The sequence below is a fragment of the Thermohalobaculum xanthum genome (assembly GCF_016623495.1).
In the GTDB taxonomy this organism is placed as follows: domain Bacteria; phylum Pseudomonadota; class Alphaproteobacteria; order Rhodobacterales; family Rhodobacteraceae; genus Thermohalobaculum; species Thermohalobaculum xanthum.
Window position 1 is genome coordinate 173,584 of the sequence record NZ_JAEHHL010000006.1, and the last position, 18,949, is coordinate 192,532.

Below are 18,949 nucleotides of genomic sequence, written 5' to 3' on the forward strand. Positions count from 1 at the left end.
CGGTCCCAGGTTTCGTGATAGGCGTCGAAGCGTTGACCCCTCCCTTGCGCGTTCTTAAGATGTTCTGTCTGCGCCTCAGGACGACAGGATCCGCCCGATGACCGCTTTCACGGCCCCGATCGCCCGACAGATCTGGGAAATGAAGTATCGCTTCAAGTCGCCATCGGGGGACTCGCTCGACGCGAGCCTGGACGACAGCTTCCGGCGTGTCGCGCATGCGCTGGCTGCCGTCGAAGCCGAGCCCGCCGTTTGGGAGCCCCGGTTCCGGGCGGCTCTCGATAGTTTCAGGTTCCTTCCCGCTGGGCGGATCCTCGCCGGTGCGGGGACTGACCGGGCGGTCACGCTTTTCAACTGCTTCGTGATGGGCACGATCCCCGATTCGATGGAGGGGATCTTCGAGTCGCTCAAGGAGGCCGCGCTGACGATGCAGCAGGGCGGCGGGATCGGCTATGACTTCTCGACCATCCGGCCGCGGGGCGCGGCGGTGAAGGGCATCGGGGCCGACGCCTCGGGACCGCTGAGCTTCATGGATGTCTGGGACGCCATGTGCCGGACGATCATGTCGGCCGGGTCGCGTCGCGGCGCGATGATGGCGACGATGCGCTGCGACCACCCCGACATCGAGGCCTTCATCGAGAGCAAGCGCGACGCCGCGCGGCTCAGGATGTTCAATCTCTCCGTCCTCGCCACCGACGCGTTCATGGCGGCGGTCGAAGCCGACGAGCCCTGGGACCTCGTGTTTGATGGCGTGGTCTACAAGACCCTTCGGGCGCGCGACCTGTGGCACCGGATCATGCGCGCGACCTATGATTACGCCGAGCCGGGCGTGATCTTCATCGACCGGATCAACCGGCTCAACAACCTTTGGTATGCCGAGGCCATCTCGGCCACGAATCCCTGCGGCGAGCAGCCGCTGCCACCCTACGGCGCCTGCCTGCTCGGCTCGATCAACCTTGCCGCCTTGGTGCGCGACCCGTTCGGCGAGGACGCGGGCGTCGATGCCGAGGAACTCTCGGACCTCGTGTCGGTCGCGGTCCGGATGATGGACAACGTGGTCGATGCCTCGCGCTTTCCCTTGGCCCAGCAGGCCGAGGAGGCGCGGGCGAAACGCCGGATCGGGCTGGGCGTCACGGGGCTCGCGGACGCGCTGGCGATGTGCGGGGTGCGGTACGGCACGCCCGCGGCGGTGGCGCAGAGCGGCGCCTGGCTGAGCGCCATCCGCGATGCCGCCTATGCCGCCTCGGTCGGGCTTGCGCGCGAGAAGGGCGCCTTTCCGCTGTTCGACCGCGAGAAGTTCATGGCCGGCGAGACAGTCGCCGCGCTCCCGCAACATGTCCGAGACGGCATCGCGAGCCATGGCATCCGCAACGCACTACTGACCTCGATCGCGCCCACGGGCACGATTTCGCTCTTTGCCGGAAACGTCTCCTCGGGGATCGAGCCGATCTTCGCGCTGTCCTACACGCGAAAGGTCCTGCTGCCCGACGGCACGCGTGCCGAGGAGGAGGTCGTCGATTACGCCCTGGCGCGCTGGCGCGATCTGAAGGGACCCGACGCGCCGCTGCCCGAGACCTTCGTGACGGCGCAGGACCTGGCGCCCCATGACCACGTGGTCATGCAGGCGGAAGCGCAGAAATTCATCGACAGCTCGATCTCGAAGACCATCAACCTGCCTGCCGACATTCCCTTCGACGCGTTCGAGGACGTCTACCTCGAAGCCTGGCGCAGCGGCTGCAAGGGATGCACCACCTACCGGCCAAATGACGTCACGGGATCGGTGCTCGAGGTGTCGCAGTCCGTCGCGAAGCCGGCGGCAGGCGCGGAGGACGATGCCGATCACGCAAGCGCGGGCGATGTCGTCTGGATCGCCGAGCCGCTGAACCGGCCGGAAACGCTTGAAGGCATCACCTACAAGCTCAAATGGCCCGACAGCCCGCATGCCATCTACATCACGATGAACGACGTGATCGTGGGAGGCCGGCGCCGGCCGTTCGAGATCTTCATCAACTCGAAGAACATGGAGCACTACGCCTGGACCGTGGCGCTCACGCGCATGATCTCGGCCGTGTTCCGGCGTGGCGGCGACGTGAGCTTCGTGGTCGAGGAGCTGAAGGCCGTTTTCGACCCGCGGGGCGGGGCCTGGATGAAGGGGCGGTATGTGCCCTCGATCCTCGCCGCGATCGGCGGGGTGATCGAGCGGCACCTGGTGGAGATCGACTTCATCGATGGCGAGGGCATGGGTCTTGCCGAGGACCCGGCCGCGGCCAAGCAGGTCGCCGTCGGCCAGGATCGTGCCGTCCCCTCGGCCTGTCCCAATTGCGGCAGCTTCAACACCACCCTGCGCGAGGGCTGCGAGGTCTGCCTCGACTGCGGACACTCGAAATGCGGTTAGGCGGGGGCGCGCTGCCGCCGCCAGCCGCTTGGCACCGCTGACCTCAGTTCTCGTCGCCGTCATCCCCCAGCGGCGCATCCTCGGTCGGCTTGGCGGCCTTCGGCCTGGCCCGCTTCGTGTCGCTTCTGGCTGCAGGAGACGGCTCGACGAGGGCCCGCGTCAGGCCGCGATCGGCGAGCGCAAGCTGCGCCGGCGGGGCCGAGCCGTCCCGGTTCTCGCCAAACCAGATGGTCATGTGCGGGAAGGGGATCTCGACACCCGCCTGGTCGAAGCGCTTCTTGACCGCCTCGTTGTAGGCGCGGCCCATCGACCACTGATCGCCCGGACGGGTCTTGATCCGTGCACGCAGCACCACGGCCGAGTCGCCAAGCTGCTGGACGCCGAACCATTCGAGATCGCCAAGGATCTTGTTGCCCTGCTCGGGATCCGAGCGCAGCGTCTCGAACGCCTCGATCATCAGCGCCTTGGCCTCGTCGATGTCCTCGCGATAGGCGATGCCGATATCGGCGACGTGGTAGGAGAAGCCCCGCATGTAGTTCGAGACCGCGTCGACCGAGCTGAACGGGATGATGTGGAAGACCCCGTGGACGTCGCGCAGGCTGACCGAGCGGATGGTCAGCTTCTCGACCGTGCCGGTCGTGCCCGCCAGGGTCACGACGTCGCCCACATTGATGGCGCTCTCGAACTGGATGAAGATGCCGGTGATGATGTCCTGCACCATCTTCTGCGCGCCGAAGCCGATCGCGAGGCCCAGCACACCGGCCGATGCGATGAGCGGCGCGATGTCGATGCCGATGTCGGAGAGCACGAACATCAGCGTGAAAACCGCGATCGCGATCGTCGCGGCGTTGCGCAGGAGCGACAGCAGCGTCTGCTCGCGCGAGGTGACCCGGCGTCCACGCCGCGGTGTCATGCGATAGTCGACCCAGCTGGTGAGGGCGAGCCAGACCGCGAAGCCGGCCAGGACGATCACGCTGGCCGAGATCAGGGTCTCGGCAATGTCGACGCCGAACGAGCCTTCCAGCCATGCCTCGAGGTCAGCCACGCCCATGGTGTGCAGTGAGAACGCGACCACCATCACCATCATCACGAAACGCACGACGTTCAGGAAGGCGGGCACGAAGGTATTGATCCGCCGCTCGAGCAGGGGGAGCCGCTCATTCACTCCCGAGGGCAGTTTCAGGCCTCTCGCGCTGATCCTGCCGAGCACGGCCATCACGAATGCGCCGAGCGCGGCGGCGGCGGCGATCTTCGCCGTGGCGACGAGCATCGGCCCGACATTGCCCGACTGCCGAACCGCTGCCGAGAACAGGGTGAGCAGATAGATAACCACGGCGATATGCCAGTAGCGCGCCGCATGGGCGATGATTGTGAGCGTGACGTCGCCGCCGCTCTCCTCGGCGCGCTTCTCGTAATACTCGCGCGGCACGCGACGGTTTCTGATCACCAGCGCCATCGCACTGAGCAGGAAGATCGCGTAGACCACGACCGCGACCGCCCGGCCGGTGAAGATGTTCACGGTCTCGTTGACCAGTGGCACGACAAGCAGCAGGCCGTAGCCGAGGAACGCGATCAGCAGCCCCCCCCAGCGCATCCAGTAATGCGCGGTCGCGCTGCCCATCGGGGCAATGCGCAAACCTTCGACCTTGGGTGAAAGGATGGCGCGCAGGACGACGCAGCCGAGCCCCACCATGATGAAGGAGTTGAGGAAGAGCGCCTGGTGCAGCTCGATGTCGAGCCGCTGCCCCAGATAGGCGATGGTCGTAAATGCGCCCGTCGCGGCCGAGACGATGAGTGCAATCGCATCAACGACCAGTGCCGCGGCGTCGGTCACGACGCGCCTCAGCGGGCCGGTGCGGCTCGCTATGGCGCCCAGGCGCCTCCGACACCACTGGACCGGGCCCCAGAGAATCGCGCGGATACCGGTCGCGATCGCCAGCGCGATCCCGACGGCTTCCATCGCGGACAGGAGTTCGTCGACATTCGTGTTGGCCAGCCCCGACAGGCGGCGCTGCGTGGCGCGCAGCCCGCGATACACCTCCTGCGCCCTCGCCATCACGCTCGTCATGGCCTCATGCGTGACCTCGGCAATCCGGCGCCCGATCGGAGGGTCTTCGGCGCTGGCGTCGCTTTTTCCGCGGTTCACGGCCGGTCTTTGCGAAGGCCCTCCAGTCGGTGTTGCAGGGGCATCGGCGGCGGCGGATGTAGGCGCGGAGCCATCGGTCTCGCCCGCCAGGCGCTCAAGTTCGGCGATCAGCCGGTCACGGGCCGTTGCATCGCGCAGGATCGCGATGAGCGCGCGGGCCTCGGAAATGACGGACTCAGCCGAGGCGGGCGCGCTCTCGGGCGTCGTTCCTGTCGCAGGTGCCGCCTGGCCGGGCTCGTTTGCCTGTGCATTGGATGTCGAGGACGGATCCTGCTGCACCCGCGCACCCTCGGGGATCTCTGGCTCGCGGACAGGCGCTTCGACTTGCGGTGCGGCAATCTGCGGGGCGGCTGGAGACGCCGAAAGCACCGCGAGGCCCAGGAATATGAACGGGATCAGCCCGGGCATCGAGCCCAGTCGTGCAATGGTGTTCATGAAAACTCGTGCCGTCTGCTTCAGGAAGGGCATCCGCAAAGGCTGACGCTCGATGCGGGTCATACGGTCCGTCGCTGATAGGTCTTCTGGGGTCGGCATGTCAACGAAGGCCCATCCCAAGCTCTTCCACCCGAGCGTTGTAATTCTGGTTTGAAACGGCCAGATTTCAAGCGCGCGCCCGATCGTCGGTGCGTTTGAGGGGAGCGCGTCACATGAATGGTATCGATGGGAATCTCGGCGTTCTTCAGATCGCCGTCATCGTCCTCGTCATCTTCACGATCATCGTCATCAGCCGCGCCGTGCGCAGCGTGCCGCAGGGCGAGGAATGGACGATCGAGCGCTTCGGGCGGTATGTCCGCACCCTTGGTCCCGGGTTGCGCTTCCTTTGGCCCGTGATCGAGCGCGTTGGCCGCCGCATGAACATGATGGAGACGGTCCTCGACATCGAGGGACAGGAAGTCATCACCCGCGACAACGCGATGGTTCATGCCGATGCCGTCGCATTCTACCAGGTGATCGAAGCGAGCATGGCGGCCTACGAGGTCCGCGACCTCGAGAACGCGCTCCAGAACCTCGCGATGACAAATATCCGCTCGGTGATCGGTGCGATGGATCTCGACGATGTGCTGTCGAATCGCGACGTGATCAACTCGAAGCTCCTGGGCATCATCGACGACGCCGCCCATCCCTGGGGCGTGAAGGTGACGCGGGTCGAGATCAAGGATCTGTCGCCGCCCGCGGACATCGTGGCCGCGATGGGACGGCAGATGAAGGCCGAGCGCGACAAGCGCGCCGACGTCCTCCAGGCCGAGGGGCAGAAGCAGTCCGCTATCCTCAAGGCGGAAGGCGTGCGCGAGAGCCAGGTCCGCGAGGCGGAAGGCCGGCGCGAAGCCGCGTTCCTCGACGCGGAAGCGCGCGAACGCCTCGCCCAGGCGGAAGCGAAAGCCACCGAGATGGTCAGCCTCGCGATCTCCGAGGGTGACATCCAGGCGGTAAACTACTTCGTTGCCACGAAGTACACCGAGGCGCTGCGCGACATCGCCGCAAGCCCCAGTTCCCGCGTCGTGATCGTGCCGATCGAAGCCGGCGGCATCGCCGGAGCGGTCGCCGGAATCGCGGAACTGACGCGGACGATCGGGCAGCCCGTCAAGCGCGACGCGCGGGGCGCGGGCACGACGGATGGTGGCGACGGCGCTCCGGATCCCGGGGCTCGTCCGTGGGGAGGCAGCTGATGCCCGCCATCGACCTCTTCGGTTTCCTCGACGGCACTTCGGCCTGGTGGTGGGTGGCGCTCGCCCTTGCCTTGGGCGCGGTGGAGGTCGTGACCTTCACCTATTTCCTGCTCTGGCTTTCATTCGCGGCGCTCACGGTCGGCGGGCTTCTCTTCCTCGCCCCGGAGACCACCGGCACGACGCAGGTCCTGACCTTCGCGCTCTCGGCGCTTGTCTACACGGTGGCGGGCTGGGCATGGCTGCGTGCGCGGCGCTCGGGCGGCGCAGCGGACGGGGGAAACCTCAATCGCCGTGCCGCGCAGCTCGTGGGGCGCGTCGGCGTCGTCGCGGGCCCGTTTCGCGCAGGGGTCGGCACGATCGAGATCGATGGCGTCGGGTGGCGTGCGCGACTTTCCGGGAATCTCGACCGGGACGCGCAGCCCGGACCGGGCAGTCTGATGCGCGTTCTCGCGGCCGAGGGCACTACGCTTCTGGTCGACATCGCGGGTTGAGTCGCACGCAGGATTGATCAGGTCGCCTCGCAACGGGGCTTGCCGAATTTTAATACTTTGTTAAGAATACTGTCTAAAGGCCCGCAGAAATTGGAGAACCTCCACTTTTCCGCAGGCTTTGGTCAGAGGGTGCAGATTATGATGGGTCAGTTTGCCGGTTTATCCGCGCGCGTCGCCGCGTTGGGTATTGCAACCGTGCTGTGGAGCGCTGGCGAGGCGCCGGCGCAGGGCAGGGGCCCTATCGCCTGCGGCTCGTTCTACACCGTGGTCCGCGGCGATACGCTGCACGCCATAGCCTCGCGGGCGTATCCGCGACCCGATTACATGGCGATCTACCGCGCGAACCGCGGCTTCATGCCCTCTCCGGCCGAGGTCGAGATCGGGGATCAGCTCCTGATCCCATGCCTCGATGGCAGCGGGTTCCAGACGCGGGACGAGGCGCTTGCCGGTCTGGCGCCGCAAGGGGCCGCAAACGCCGCGGGCGAGACCGCTTCGACCGGTCAGGCACAAGGCGCACAGACCGAGCCGGTGGCGGGCCAGTCCCCGACCGCGCGCATCATCGTGGTCTCGGAAGCCGCGCCCTATGCGGGCAAACGCCTGCCCGAAGGCGGCATGGTGACCGAGCTTGTCACCCGCGCCATGCTTCGTGCGCCTTCGCTGGTCGATTACGAGGTGTATTTCGACGAGACCGAGGTCGATCCGGTCGACGCGCTCGCAGCAGGCACGTTCGATCTTGGCTTCCCGATCGCCCGGCCGGATTGCGGGAACGCCCCCGCGCTGGGCGCGCGGCAGCGGCGGCTTTGCGAAGGGTTCATCTTCTCGGAGCCCTTCGCCGAGGTCGAGACACGCTTCTACGTGGCGGCTGGTGACCCGCTGGCGGCATCGACGGATCTCTCTGCAGTGTCAGGCAAGCGCGTATGCCGGGCGACGGGCCGCTTCCCGGGGGACGTGCCCGACGTCGAAGGCATCGAGGTGCTGCGCGAGGCCCATACCCGCGACTGCTTTGCCCTGCTCGCGTCTGGCGGAACCGACCTGGTGTCGGCGAGCGGTCCGGGACTTGACGCGCTGATGCCGCATCTGGGCGCCGACGGTGCGGCCGTCGAGGCGACTGGACTTCGCAGCCGTCGAACGATCCATGTCATCGCGCCGAAGGACAACCCGCGCGGGCAGACCTTTCTGCTGACGCTGAACCGCGGGCTCGAAGCGACGCGCCAGTCCGGCGAATGGTCCGAGGTCGTGGGCAACCACCTCGCGCTCGAGGCAAACACGATCTGAGCGGAGCCGGGGGCGGTCAGGACGCCTGATGCGCCTGTGCTCGGGCGCCGGCTCCATCTGGCGTGTCGGGGTCGCCGGAGATCTCGCGGACGCGGTGATCGAGTTCCTCGAGCGTGCTGTCCTCGACACCCAATTCGATGAGGTGGGCCACCGTGTTGTGGAGATAGTCCCGGTTGGTTCCCGCGGGACCGGCGGCACGCGAGATGATTCTTGCCTGCTCGTCGAGGCTGAGGCCGCCGCAATACTGGGGATGGGTCCGGTCGAGGATGTAGCAGATCGCGTCCACCGGGTCGCCGTCATCAAGCGTCACCGGATGGAGCACCTCGAAATAGCTCCGCGTGACCAGCTCCCGCTCGGCGAGGTAGGTGCGTACCGCCTCGGCACGCGTCGGGCAGACCCGGAAGGCCATGCCGGTGCAGACGGCGTTCGGATCCCAGTCGAGGCCGAGGACGAGGCCCGGCGCCTCGGGTGTCCCGCGGTACCGCACCGATCGCAGGGCGAAGGCACGCCGATAGCCGCGCAGCCGCGCCATGCGGCGGTCGAGATACTCGAAACCGGGCCGCCACATCAGCGAGCCGTAGCCAAACACCCAGAATCCGCCGTCAGTCATGGTGTTGCCACCCTCCATCGCATCTGAGGTATAACCCTCGCCGGTTCCGTGCAAGGAGAGGCCGATGATCCGCCTTCTGAAGGCCGCAAGCGTTCTGTTCGCGATCGCAGCCGCTGGCTGGGTCGCGTGGTGGGTGGTTGCTGCCAACGGTCAGGAGGCGGCGCTGGAGGGCTGGTTCCAGGGCCGGGCCGCGGAAGGGTGGCAGGCCGAGACGAGCGCCATCGAGACAGGGGGGTTCCCGAGCCGTTTCACCACGCGCATCGCCAAGCTTGCTCTGGCGGATCCGGATGCGGGCTGGGCCTGGAGCGCGCCCGAACTGGTCCTCGACCGGCCGGCAACGGATCCGACGCATGTCACGGCTGTCTTAGCCCCCAGCCAGACCCTGGCCGTCCCCGGCGAGCGCGCCGCGATCGAGAGCAGCGAAATGACGGCGGTTCTCGCGCTCTTCCCGGGGCTCGATCTGCAGTTGCGGGAAGGCTCGATTGTCGCGCGCGACCTTGCGGTCGTAGGGCAGTCGGGTTGGCGCGCGGGGGCCAAGCTGGTCGATGCCGGCCTTCGCCGCCGAACGATCGAGGGCGAGCCCCCCGAGACGCACCAGTTGGAACTCACGGCCCAATCCGTGCTGTTGCCTGATACGCTCATGAAGCAGATCGACCCCACCGGGCTGCTCAAGCCCGAGGTCACGGCGCTCCGCCTCGATGCCCTGTTCGTGCCCGATCGGCAGCTCGACCGGCATGTCATCGAGGACGGGCATCTGGGCGTACGCACCCTCGTGCTCCGGCGCGCCGAGTTCGACTGGGACGGAATGGGCCTGACCGCGCGCGGGCGCCTCGATGCGGACGCGCAGGGGCTTGCCGAGGGTGACATCGCGCTCAGCCTCAGCGACTGGCGGCGGCTGCTCGCGCTCGCGCGCACGAGCGGTGCTCTCAACGACGAGGTCGCGGATGCGGTCGAGGGTGCGCTCGGGCTGGTGGCGTTGTTCAATGGCTCGGACGAGCTCGATGTCACGCTGAGCTTTGGCCGCGGGCGGGCGCGCATCGGCCCCGTGCCGATCGGCCCGGCGCCCCGCCTTCTGCCGCCATGAAGCGGCAAACGCGAAAAAATCGGTCAATCGAGGAATCTTCGGGAACCGGTTGCGCCAACTTGCGTTTGAGTGGTGCCGGGCGTCGTGTGTAAGCGCTCGCACTCTCACCCCGGAAGGCGGCGGGCGCCCGGCGAGTCTCCCTCATCCCTGATCGGCTTCACCGACAGTAGGCGTTGCCCCGGCGGCGCGCGGTGTCGAGGTGGAAGTGGTCGTGGTGATAGCGATCCGCGTCGGGGCCGAGCACGGTCATGAACAGTCCGCAGGACTGGCGGTGCACGGCCTTGAGGAATTTTCCCTCGCTCTTTTGCCCCCAGTCTTCCTTGACCGAGATGCGGCGGCCGTCTGCAAGGCGGAAGCCGCCCACGTCGATCGCTCGACCCACCGCGTGCTCGGAGATGCGCCCGCCCGGCCGGTTGTTCCGAGTCCGGCACGAATAGCTGCCCATGACGTCAACCTCGACGATCCGGCTCCCGAGATGCTTCCGGGCGAGCGGCTCGGCGACACCCGTCAGCCAGTGCGCAACGCGCCGTGCAGTCGGGCAGTCGAGTGTCGCCGGCGTGTCGAACGCGATGCCCGAGACCGAGGTGAGGCGAACGGGCAGGGTAACGCCGCACGGAGCGCCATAATCCCCGATCGCCGGGATCACGGAGCCTGCGAGGCGGGGATCTCGGCAGACGAACTGGTCGGGCTGCGGGCCGCGGCTGTCGTCGGGCAGCCGAGCGGGTACGACCGCTGCTGGTTCGAGCGCGACGAACTTCACCGCGTCCGTCGCAGCCTCGGGGCGCGCTCGCGGTCGCATCACCCCTGCGCCGGGACGCGGCGGCGGGAGCGGAGAAGCGAGCTGATCAGGCGTGCCGTCGTTGCCTGTGGCTGGCCTTTGCTCGACGCGCTGCGTTGGCGGAGGGGAGACTGGCGTCCTTGCCTCGGCAAGGCCGGCTGCGACGCGCGGCGGGATGGCGTAGGGAGGTCGGTCGGAGGTCGCCGGGGCAAGCGGGCTGTCGCTTGCCTCGTCCTCGGGTCCGAACGGTGCCGTCGGCTCGACACGATCGACCGTCTCCGCGGCGTCGGATGATGGTGCCGGCGCCGGCGTCACGATTTCCAAGGCTTCGCCTGGAATTGCCGGGCGGGCGGGCGGTAACGGCGCAGCGGCGAGCGCCCAGAGGGCGAGGACCATCGCTGAGGTCCCCATCGCCGCCATTACCCAGCCCGCCCCTTCTCGGCCTTGTGGATGCGCCCGAAATCGGGGGCGGCGGTGTCTTGCCCCGCCTCGATGATGCCGCGGCGGATCGCGCGCGTTCGAGTGAAATAGTCGTGGAGGTAGTCGCCATCACCTGTGCGGATCGCGCGTTGCACGACGAAGAGCTCCTCGGCGAAGCGGCCAAGGATGTCGAGGACCGCCTCGCGGTTGTTGAGGAAGACGTCGCGCCACATGGTGGGGTCGGATGCCGCGATCCGGGTGAAATCGCGAAAGCCGGCTGCCGAGTACCGGATCACCTCGGAATCCGTCACGCGCTGAAGGTCATCGGCGACCCCGACCATGGTGTAGGCGATCGCATGCGGCACATGGCTGGTGACGGCGAGCACGAGATCGTGGTGCTCGGCGGTCATCTCGTCGGTGCGCGCGCCAAGCGCCTCCCAGTAGGATCGCAAGCGCCTGGTGGCGTGCGGATCGGCGTCGGGCAGCGGCGTCAGGATGCACCAGCGGCTGTCGAAGAGCTCGGCGAAGCCCGACTCGGGGCCCGAATGCTCGGTCCCCGCGAGGGGATGCGCCGGGACGAAATGGACATTCGCGGGCAGGTGCGGCGCCATCTGCGCGATCACCGAGGTCTTGACCGAGCCCACATCCGACACGATCGCGCCCGCCGCGAGCGAACCCGCGATTTCCGCGGTGACCGCCCCGCAGGCGCCGACCGGAACGCAAACGATGACGAGATCAGCGTCCTCCACCGCCTCGGCCGGGCTTTCCACCACCTTGTGGCAGAACCCGAGCTTGCGGGCAGTGGCGCGCGTCTGCGCCGAGCGCGCGTATCCCACGATCTCGTCCGCCGCCCCTGCGCGCCGCGTGGCCCAGGCAATCGACGAGCCGATCAGGCCCAGCCCGATCAGGGCCACACGGCGGAAGTGGGTGCCGCTCATCGGGCGCTCTCGGCCACGAAGGCGCGCATCGCCCCGGCGACCGCGCGGCAGGCCGCCTCGTCGCCGACCGAGATGCGCAGGTGGTGGGGCAGGCCGTAGCCCTCCATCCGGCGAACGACGATGCCGCGCAGCTGAAGGTACTCGTCCGCCGCCGGCGCACTCGGCCCGATCTCGACCAGCAGGAAGTTTGCCGACGATGGCACGGCCTTCAGACCTGCCGCCGCGAGCTCCTTCGCCAGCCAGTCGCGCCAGACCTCGTTCTGGATGGCGCAGTGATCGACATACTCGCGATCGCGGATCGCGGCCTCGCCCGCAGCGAGTGCGGGTGCGGACACGTTGAACGGGCCGCGCACCCGGTTCAGAACGTCGACCACGTGTTCCGGGGCATAGGCCCAGCCCAGCCGGAGCGCCGCAAGGCCGTGGATCTTCGAGAAGGTGCGGGTCATCACGACGTTATCGCGCGCGCGCACCAGGCCGACGCCGCCGTCGTATCCCTGGTCACGGACATATTCGGCATAGGCCGCGTCCAGAACCAGCAGCGCCGCGGGCGGGAGCGCCTCGGCAAGCCGCGCGAGCGCGCCCGCATCCACCATCGTGCCGGTGGGATTGTTAGGGTTGGCAAGGAACACGAGGCGCGTCCGCGGCGTGAGCTCGCGGATCAGCGCGTCGACATCCGTCGTCAGCTCCGCCTCGGGCGCGACCACGGGTGTCGCCCCCGCGGCCAGCGCCGAAAGGCGGTACATCAGGAAGCCATGCTGCGAATAGAGGACCTCGTCGCCGGGGCCCGAATAAGCCTTGCATAGGAGCGCGATGAGCTCGTCCGAGCCTGCGCCACACACGATCCGGCCGGCCTCGAGGCCGTGCGTCTCGGCGATTGCGGCGCGCAGCGCCACAGCGCTTCCGTCGGGATAGAGCGCCAGCCCGTCCGCCGATGCGGCGTAGGCCGCGCGAGCGGCCGGGCTCGGGCCCAAGGGGTTCTCGTTCGAGCTGAGCTTGATCGTGCGGTTCGCCCCGGCCGCATGGCTCTTGCCGCCGACATAGGGGGCAATCTCCATGACGCCCGGACGGGGGCGAATGGTCGGATGTGCGCTCATTTGGTCCTGCCCGTTGGTCTCGCGCGAGAAAGCCTCACTGCTCGCATACAGTCTCAAGCGCGGCTTGAGAAGGGGGCTGACGCCCAGCCGGGAATCGGGGCGGTCCCGCCATCTGGCTCGCTTCGCTGCGCGCCGACACGCCCACGAGGCGGCGGCCCGACGAAGCCAGGCCCCGACCGGCTCAAATGTGAATCTTGAAAGATGTTTTTCATCAATTGTTAACACGGATTTCTTGACACAGATTCGAGACTTTGGCGAAAATGCGCCATAGCTGATCCAAAAATGAACATGGTCTGCGTTCAGCTTGAAGCCACGAACAGTCGCGGGGTGGCGACTCGCCGACGCGTCCGATGGGAGATCGCTCCAGTTCCCGAAGGGCACGCAACGGCAGGGTGACGGCGGGAGAAGCGAGGCTTCCGCCGTCATTCAGGAGGGGAGGGCCGGCGGCCCGTTCACCCGGCGGCGCGTCCGAACCAGAAGGGGTAGGGTACGCCGATGAATCTTGCGTTGAACTTTGAGCATGGCGCCGCAGTCAAAGTAATTCCCGCGCCGCGTGCCCCGCAGACACTCGCCGACACCGGTCTTGCCGAGGGCTTCCTTGTCGAACTGATGATGAAGACGATCTATCGCCGCGGCCTCGAGCGTGCGAGCGAGATCGCCCGGGCGATGTGCCTGCCCGTGAATGTCGTTGGCGAACTGATCGAGACGGCCAAGGAGAACAAGCTGATCGACACGCTCGGCCAGCTCGGCGCCTCGGTCACGGCCGAGATGCGCTACGCGATGACCGTCAAGGGCCGCGAATGGGCGCTCGACGCGCTCACCCAGAGCGAGTGGGTCGGACCCGCCCCCGTTCCGGTCGAGCAGTACAACGCGCAGATCCGGGCACAGTCGATCCGCAACGAGCGGCTGTCCGAAGCGATGCTGCGCCAGGTGTTCGCGCATCTTACCCTGACCGACGCGATGATGGAGGAGGTCGGCCCGGCGGTTAACTCGTTCTCGGCCGTCCTGCTCTATGGCCCGCCGGGCAACGGTAAATCCTCGATTGCGCTTGCCGTTTGCGAGGCCTATCGCGACCACATCTACGTGCCGCACGCGATCCTGGTAGAGAAGCAGGTGATCACCGTCTATGATCCGACCGTGCACACGCCCACCGGCGCCGAGGCCGAGGCGACGGGCGGGGACGGGCTGCGCCGTCACATCGGCTTCGACCCGCGCTACATTCCCTGCAAGCGTCCGTCGATCACGGCGGGCGGCGAGCTCACGGTCGACATGCTCGACCTGAGCTACAACCCGGTGAGCCGCGTCTACGAGGCGCCCATGCAGCTCAAGGCTGCCGGCGGCGTGTTCGTCGTGGACGATTTCGGACGCCAGCGCGAGAGCCCGCAGGCGCTCATGAACCGGCTGATCGTTCCGCTCGAAGCACGCCTCGACTACCTCGCGCTCCAGACGGGGCGGAAGTTCGAGGTTCCCTTCGACAGCCTCGTCGTGTTCTCGACCAACCTTACCCCGAAGACCCTTGTCGATGACGCGGCGCTGCGGCGTATCCGGTACAAGATCTTCGTCGGGCCGCCCGACGAGGCGACGTTCGTGCGGATCTTCGCGCGCACCGCGCGTCGTGCCGGGCTCGAGCTGGACGAAGGGACGCTGGGCTTCATCATGGCCGAGCTCTACGGCAAACACGAGGATGCGGGGTTCCACGCCTTCCATCCGCGCTTCCTCTGCGACCAGACGCTCGCGATGTGCACCTATCGAGGGATCCAGCCGCAGTTCACGCAGGACATCCTTCTCAGGGCCTGGCGGAACCTTTTCGTCGACGAGTGAGTTCGATCTAGGTGGGGCGGTAAGCCAACGTGCTGCCCCACTCGACCCTAGACTCGACTGAGTTGCCGTCGCCGCGCGCCCTTGTCCCTCGGGCGCGCGGCTGACGTGCATTTTGCGCCGGTGGGCGCCGCGGGGTGGACGAGGCGCCGATCGCGCGCGGCTTGCTCAGGCGCCCGTCCGCATCCGACCGTCGCGTCCCGCTGCAGGCTTCGGGCGCGGTGGCGCCAGTCCCTCGAGCACGCGCAGCGGGCGGCGGGCGGTCTCCTTCGCGCCACTCGCCGGAGCGATGTAGACAAGCTTCGTGGCTTCGACCAGAACCACACCGGCCAGCCGCTCGGCATCCAGCCGCGATCCGATCCGCTCCATCGCCGGGGCGAGCCTCAGCCAGAAACGGCGATGGGAGGGCGGATGGTAGAGCGCCCCGCCATGCCGCTCGGCTGCGAAGCGGTGCTGCGCCAGCGTGCGTTCGAGCTGGCTGACCGAGTAGGGCCGGCCGTATCCGAATGGCGTCACGTCACGCCGGGCCCAGAGACCGGCGCGGTTCGGCACGATGAACGCCGCACGCCCGCCGGGGGCGAGAACGCGCCAGATCTCGTCCAGCAGCGCCTGCGGACGCTCGCAGGTCTCGAGGCCATGCACGACCATCAGCCTGTCGACGAAACCGTTGGGCAGGGGCCAGAGCGTCTCTTCGATAAGGGCGGCATGGTTCGGTCCCTCGTCCGGCCAGGGGCACACGCCCTGCTGCGCCGGCATCAGGCAGAGCACGCGTGCCGATCGCTCGACGAAGGGGCGCATGAAGGGCGTGGTAAAGCCGAAGCCCGCGACGGTCATTCCCCGCGTGTCCGGCCACAATGTCGCGAGCCGCTCGCGCAGGCTGCGTTGCACCATCCTCCCGAGCGGGGTGCTGTGATAGAACTTCCGCAGATCGACAACGTCGAGGTGCATGGCTCCGCCGAACATATCAGTCGCACGGGCGGCATTGTGCTCCGCGCGCGAGGGGCTAGTCTGACGGCCCCGAGCCTGAAGGAACGCGAGGAGCTTCGCAATGCCTGTCGAGATCGTCACCGTCCCCTGCCGCGCCGACAATTACGCCTACCTCGTTAGGGACGAGGCGAGCGGGCAGGTGGCGCTTGTCGACGCCCCGGCCGTCGAGCCGATCGAGAGGGCGCTGGCCGAGCGCGGCTGGGGGCTCGACCAGATCTGGATCACGCATCACCACGGCGATCACACCGAGGGCGTCGATTCCCTGCGCGCGCGCTTCGGGGCAAAGGTCGTCGGGCATTCGGCCGACCGGGCGCGCCTCCCGGCCCTCGATGTCGAGATCAGCGAGGGCGAGACGGTCACTTTGGGGGACACGGTCGCGCGCGTGATCGACGTCTCGGGCCATACGATCGGCCACATCGCATTCGTCCTCGACGACGTGCCGGCGGCTTTCACGGCCGATAGCCTGATGGCGCTGGGCTGCGGCCGGGTTTTCGAGGGCACGATGCCCATGATGTGGGCTTCGCTCGGCAAGCTGATGGGCCTGCCGCCTCAGACGCAGATATATTCCGGTCACAATTACGGCGCGGCGAATGGCCGTTTCGCCCTGACGATCGAGCCGAAGAACAGAGCCCTGCAGGCCAGGATCGCGCGGATCAAGGAGGCCGACGAGGCTGGACACCCGATCGTTCCCGTCACGCTTGCGGAAGAACTCGAAACCAACCCCTTCCTGCGTGCGACGACGCCTGAGGTGAAGGCGGCGGTGGATATGGCGGGCGCGCCGGACGCCGAGGTCTTCGCCGAGGTGCGTCGCCGCAAGGACCGTTTCTGAACGGCTCCCGAACCGACAGCGCGCCGTTCCGCGCGGCGTGGTGCGGTCTGGCTGCTAGCCGCCCTCGTGCTCGAGAATGACCGTTCCGAGCGGCGGCAGCGTGAGGACGGCTGAACAGGGCAGGCCATGGCACGGCTGCTCGGTCGCTACGATGGCGCCCATGTTGCCGACACCCGATCCCCCGTAGTCGCGCGCATCGGTATTGAGGCGCTCGATCCAACGACCCGCCCGCGGCAGGCCGATGCGCCAGCCCTCGTGCGGCGTGGGCGTGAAATTCGACATCACCGCGACGGGTGGCGCGTCCGGCTCGCCATGCCTGAGCCATGCGAGGACGGATGCCTCGGCCGCGCCGCCATCGATCCACTGGAAACCGTCGGCGCGCGCGTCGCGCTGATGAAGCGCGGGCGTCGCGCGGTAGAGGCGGTTCAGATCCGCGACGAGACGCCTGACACCGGCGTTCAGCGGGTTCGAGAGCGCGCCCCAGTCCAGCCCGGCCTCGAAGTTCCACTCGGTCTCCTGGCCGAACTCCGACCCCATGAACAGCAGTTTCTTCCCTGGATGCCCCCACATGAATCCGTAATAGGCGCGAAGATTGGCGAATTTCTGCCAGCGATCGCCCGGCATTCGCCCCAGGATCGACCGCTTGCCATGGACCACCTCGTCGTGGCTCAGCGGCAGGATGAAACGCTCGGAAAAGGCATAGTGCAGTCCGAAGGTCATCTTGTTGTGATGCCAGCGGCGATGGACCGGATCTTCCGACATGTAGGACAAGGTGTCGTTCATCCAGCCCATGTTCCACTTGTAGCCGAAGCCGAGCCCGCCTTCGGCGCAAGGGGCGGTGACGCCGGGCCACGCGGTCGATTCCTCGGCGATCGTCACCGCTCCGGGCGCATGAGCGGCGACTGCTGAATTGACGCCGCGCAGGAATTCGATGGCCTCGAGGTTCTCGCGTCCGCCGTGAATGTTCGGGGTCCACTCTCCGGCGCGGCGCGAGTAGTCGCGGTAGAGCATCGAAGCGACGGCATCGACCCTGAGCCCGTCGACATGGTGCTCCTCGAGCCAGAAGAGCGCGTTGGCGATCAGGAAGTTCGCGACCTCGCGCCGTCCGTAATTGTAGATCAGGGTGTTCCAGTCGGGGTGGAAGCCCTCGCGCGGGTCTGCATGCTCGTAGAGATGTGTGCCGTCGAACCTGGCGAGGCCATGGTCGTCGGCCGGGAAATGTCCAGGAACCCAGTCGAGGATGAGGCCAAGATCCGCGGCGTGGCAGGCGTCGACGAAGCGGCGCAATCCCTCGGCATCGCCATGGCGCGCCGTGGGCGCAAAGAGCCCGACGGGCTGGTAGCCCCACGAGCCGTCGAAGGGATGCTCCGAGATCGGCAGGAGCTCGAGGTGGGTGAAGCCCATCTCGGCAGCATAAGGGACAAGCTGATCCGCGAGGTCGTTCCAGTCGGGGAAGCGCGAGCCGCTCTCGCGCCGCCAGGATGCGGCATGGACCTCGTAGATCGAGACCGGTGCGGCCGGATCCATGCGCCGCGCGCGCCGCGCCAGCCATTCAGCGTCGCGCCATGCGTGCCCGCGCAAGTCGCGCACGATCGACGCCGTCGCTGGCCGCAACTCGGCGCCGAACCCGACCGGGTCCGCCTTCAGCGGCAGCAGCCGGCCATCTGCGCCGACGATTTCGTACTTGTAGCGTGTGCCCGCCGGAAGCCCCGGAAGGAAGATCTCCCACACGCCGCTCGTGCCCATTGGGCGCATCGCGTGGCGGCGGCCGTCCCACGCGTTGAAGTCGCCCACAACCGAGACGCGCCGCGCATTCGGCGCCCAGACGGCGAAGGCCGTGCCGTCGACACCTTGATGGCACATGACCCGGGCGCCGAGCGCCGTCCAGAGCCTGAGATGCGTGCCCTCCCCGATGAAGTGAAGATCCTGGTCGCCGAGGACGGGCTCGAAAGCGTGAGGGTCGGTTTCGATCCAGCTGTCGTCGCCGCGCCGCGCGGAAAAGCGCCATGACACGGGCGCGGCCGCCAGCCATGCGGCGAAAACCCCTTCGGCGGGGCCCGGCGCAAGCTGAACAATGCTCCGCCCGTCCGGGGTGATCGCATCAACCGCGTCCGCGCCCGGGATGAAGGCCCGAAGGACATATCCGTCGTCGAGCGGGTGCAGGCCGAGGATGCTGAAGGGGTTGCAGTGCGTGCCGGAGGCGAGCGCCTCGGCTTGGTCGGGCGGAGTGAGGGCGGCTGGATCGAAGCGCTGGGGGGCGATGACAGGGCTCTCCCTTGGAAACTGCTCGGGACGCAGGCCGTTCAGCGAAAACTCCGCGCGAGGCGCGCGCACGGCCGGATCGGATGGTCGCAGATACTAGGGGCTGATGACATGGATGCAATCCATGCCGCCATTTCACGCTTGGGCTTCGCTTGCCT

Annotated in this window: 14 protein-coding genes; 7 read left to right on the forward strand and 7 right to left on the reverse strand. The window is 67.6% G+C overall.

The features are described 5' to 3' along the window. Positions 1 to 97 precede the first annotated feature (97 nt). A complete protein-coding gene (locus H0I76_RS10595) occupies positions 98 to 2,392 on the forward strand; it encodes an adenosylcobalamin-dependent ribonucleoside-diphosphate reductase (RefSeq protein ID WP_200609839.1) in 2,295 nt (764 codons plus the stop codon). A gap of 43 nt (positions 2,393 to 2,435) precedes the next feature. Here the strand turns inward: H0I76_RS10595 and H0I76_RS10600 are convergent, their stop codons facing one another. Then, positions 2,436 to 5,036: a mechanosensitive ion channel domain-containing protein gene (locus tag H0I76_RS10600; RefSeq protein WP_200609840.1), complete on the reverse strand. Its 2,601-nt coding sequence runs from the start codon at positions 5,034 to 5,036 to the stop codon at positions 2,436 to 2,438. 149 nt (positions 5,037 to 5,185) lie between these two features. On the opposite strand from H0I76_RS10600, the gene H0I76_RS10605 reads away from it, so the two are divergent. From H0I76_RS10605 to H0I76_RS10615, 3 genes are all read left to right on the forward strand, one after another. Beyond that, positions 5,186 to 6,205 (forward strand): SPFH domain-containing protein, encoded by a 1,020-nt coding sequence (locus tag H0I76_RS10605; protein WP_200609841.1) that lies wholly within the window; start codon positions 5,186 to 5,188, stop codon positions 6,203 to 6,205. Continuing rightward, complete coding sequence (locus tag H0I76_RS10610; protein WP_200609842.1) at positions 6,205 to 6,696, forward strand: NfeD family protein; 492 nt, start codon at positions 6,205 to 6,207, stop codon at positions 6,694 to 6,696. Before H0I76_RS10605 ends, H0I76_RS10610 begins: the two co-directional genes overlap by 1 nt. A gap of 195 nt (positions 6,697 to 6,891) precedes the next feature. Next, entirely contained in the window at positions 6,892 to 7,971 is a 1,080-nt protein-coding gene (locus H0I76_RS10615) for a LysM peptidoglycan-binding domain-containing protein (RefSeq protein ID WP_200609843.1), read from the forward strand. Positions 7,972 to 7,987: 16 nt separating this feature from the next. Here the strand turns inward: H0I76_RS10615 and H0I76_RS10620 are convergent, their stop codons facing one another. Next, a complete protein-coding gene (locus H0I76_RS10620) occupies positions 7,988 to 8,581 on the reverse strand; it encodes a gamma-glutamylcyclotransferase (protein WP_200609844.1) in 594 nt (197 codons plus the stop codon). A 64-nt stretch (positions 8,582 to 8,645) separates the two neighbouring features. Here H0I76_RS10620 and H0I76_RS10625 point away from each other — a divergent pair, with 64 nt between their 5' ends. Beyond that, complete coding sequence (locus H0I76_RS10625) at positions 8,646 to 9,665, forward strand: DUF2125 domain-containing protein (protein WP_200609845.1); 1,020 nt, start codon at positions 8,646 to 8,648, stop codon at positions 9,663 to 9,665. A gap of 157 nt (positions 9,666 to 9,822) precedes the next feature. Here H0I76_RS10625 and H0I76_RS10630 read toward each other — a convergent pair whose 3' ends face one another. From H0I76_RS10630 to hisC, 3 genes are all read right to left on the reverse strand, one after another. Continuing rightward, positions 9,823 to 10,464, reverse strand: coding sequence for an extensin-like domain-containing protein (locus H0I76_RS10630; RefSeq protein ID WP_200609846.1), 642 nt, complete (start codon positions 10,462 to 10,464; stop codon positions 9,823 to 9,825). A gap of 398 nt (positions 10,465 to 10,862) precedes the next feature. Beyond that, positions 10,863 to 11,801, reverse strand: a complete 939-nt coding sequence (locus H0I76_RS10635; protein WP_200609847.1) for a prephenate/arogenate dehydrogenase family protein — start codon at positions 11,799 to 11,801, stop codon at positions 10,863 to 10,865. Beyond that, positions 11,798 to 12,895, reverse strand: coding sequence for a histidinol-phosphate transaminase (gene hisC / locus H0I76_RS10640; RefSeq protein ID WP_200609848.1), 1,098 nt, complete (start codon positions 12,893 to 12,895; stop codon positions 11,798 to 11,800). The genes H0I76_RS10635 and hisC overlap by 4 nt, the downstream gene beginning before the upstream one ends. A 495-nt stretch (positions 12,896 to 13,390) precedes the next feature. Between hisC and H0I76_RS10645 the strand changes: the two genes are divergently transcribed. Next, positions 13,391 to 14,716, forward strand: a complete 1,326-nt coding sequence (locus tag H0I76_RS10645; RefSeq protein WP_200609849.1) for an ATPase — start codon at positions 13,391 to 13,393, stop codon at positions 14,714 to 14,716. Positions 14,717 to 14,881: 165 nt separating this feature from the next. On the opposite strand, the gene H0I76_RS10650 is transcribed toward H0I76_RS10645, so the two are convergent. Continuing rightward, the gene (locus H0I76_RS10650) at positions 14,882 to 15,661 is read right to left on the reverse strand and encodes a class I SAM-dependent methyltransferase (RefSeq protein WP_200609850.1); all 780 of its coding nucleotides are present in this window, start codon (positions 15,659 to 15,661) and stop codon (positions 14,882 to 14,884) included. 100 nt (positions 15,662 to 15,761) lie between these two features. Here H0I76_RS10650 and gloB point away from each other — a divergent pair, with 100 nt between their 5' ends. Further along, complete coding sequence (gene gloB, locus H0I76_RS10655; protein ID WP_200609851.1) at positions 15,762 to 16,529, forward strand: hydroxyacylglutathione hydrolase; 768 nt, start codon at positions 15,762 to 15,764, stop codon at positions 16,527 to 16,529. A 54-nt stretch (positions 16,530 to 16,583) separates the two neighbouring features. Here the strand turns inward: gloB and glgB are convergent, their stop codons facing one another. After that, positions 16,584 to 18,791 carry a 1,4-alpha-glucan branching protein GlgB gene (gene glgB, locus H0I76_RS10660; RefSeq protein ID WP_200610062.1) on the reverse strand — a complete coding sequence of 736 codons (2,208 nt, stop codon included), beginning with the start codon at positions 18,789 to 18,791 and terminating at the stop codon, positions 16,584 to 16,586. Positions 18,792 to 18,949: the final 158 nt, after the last annotated feature.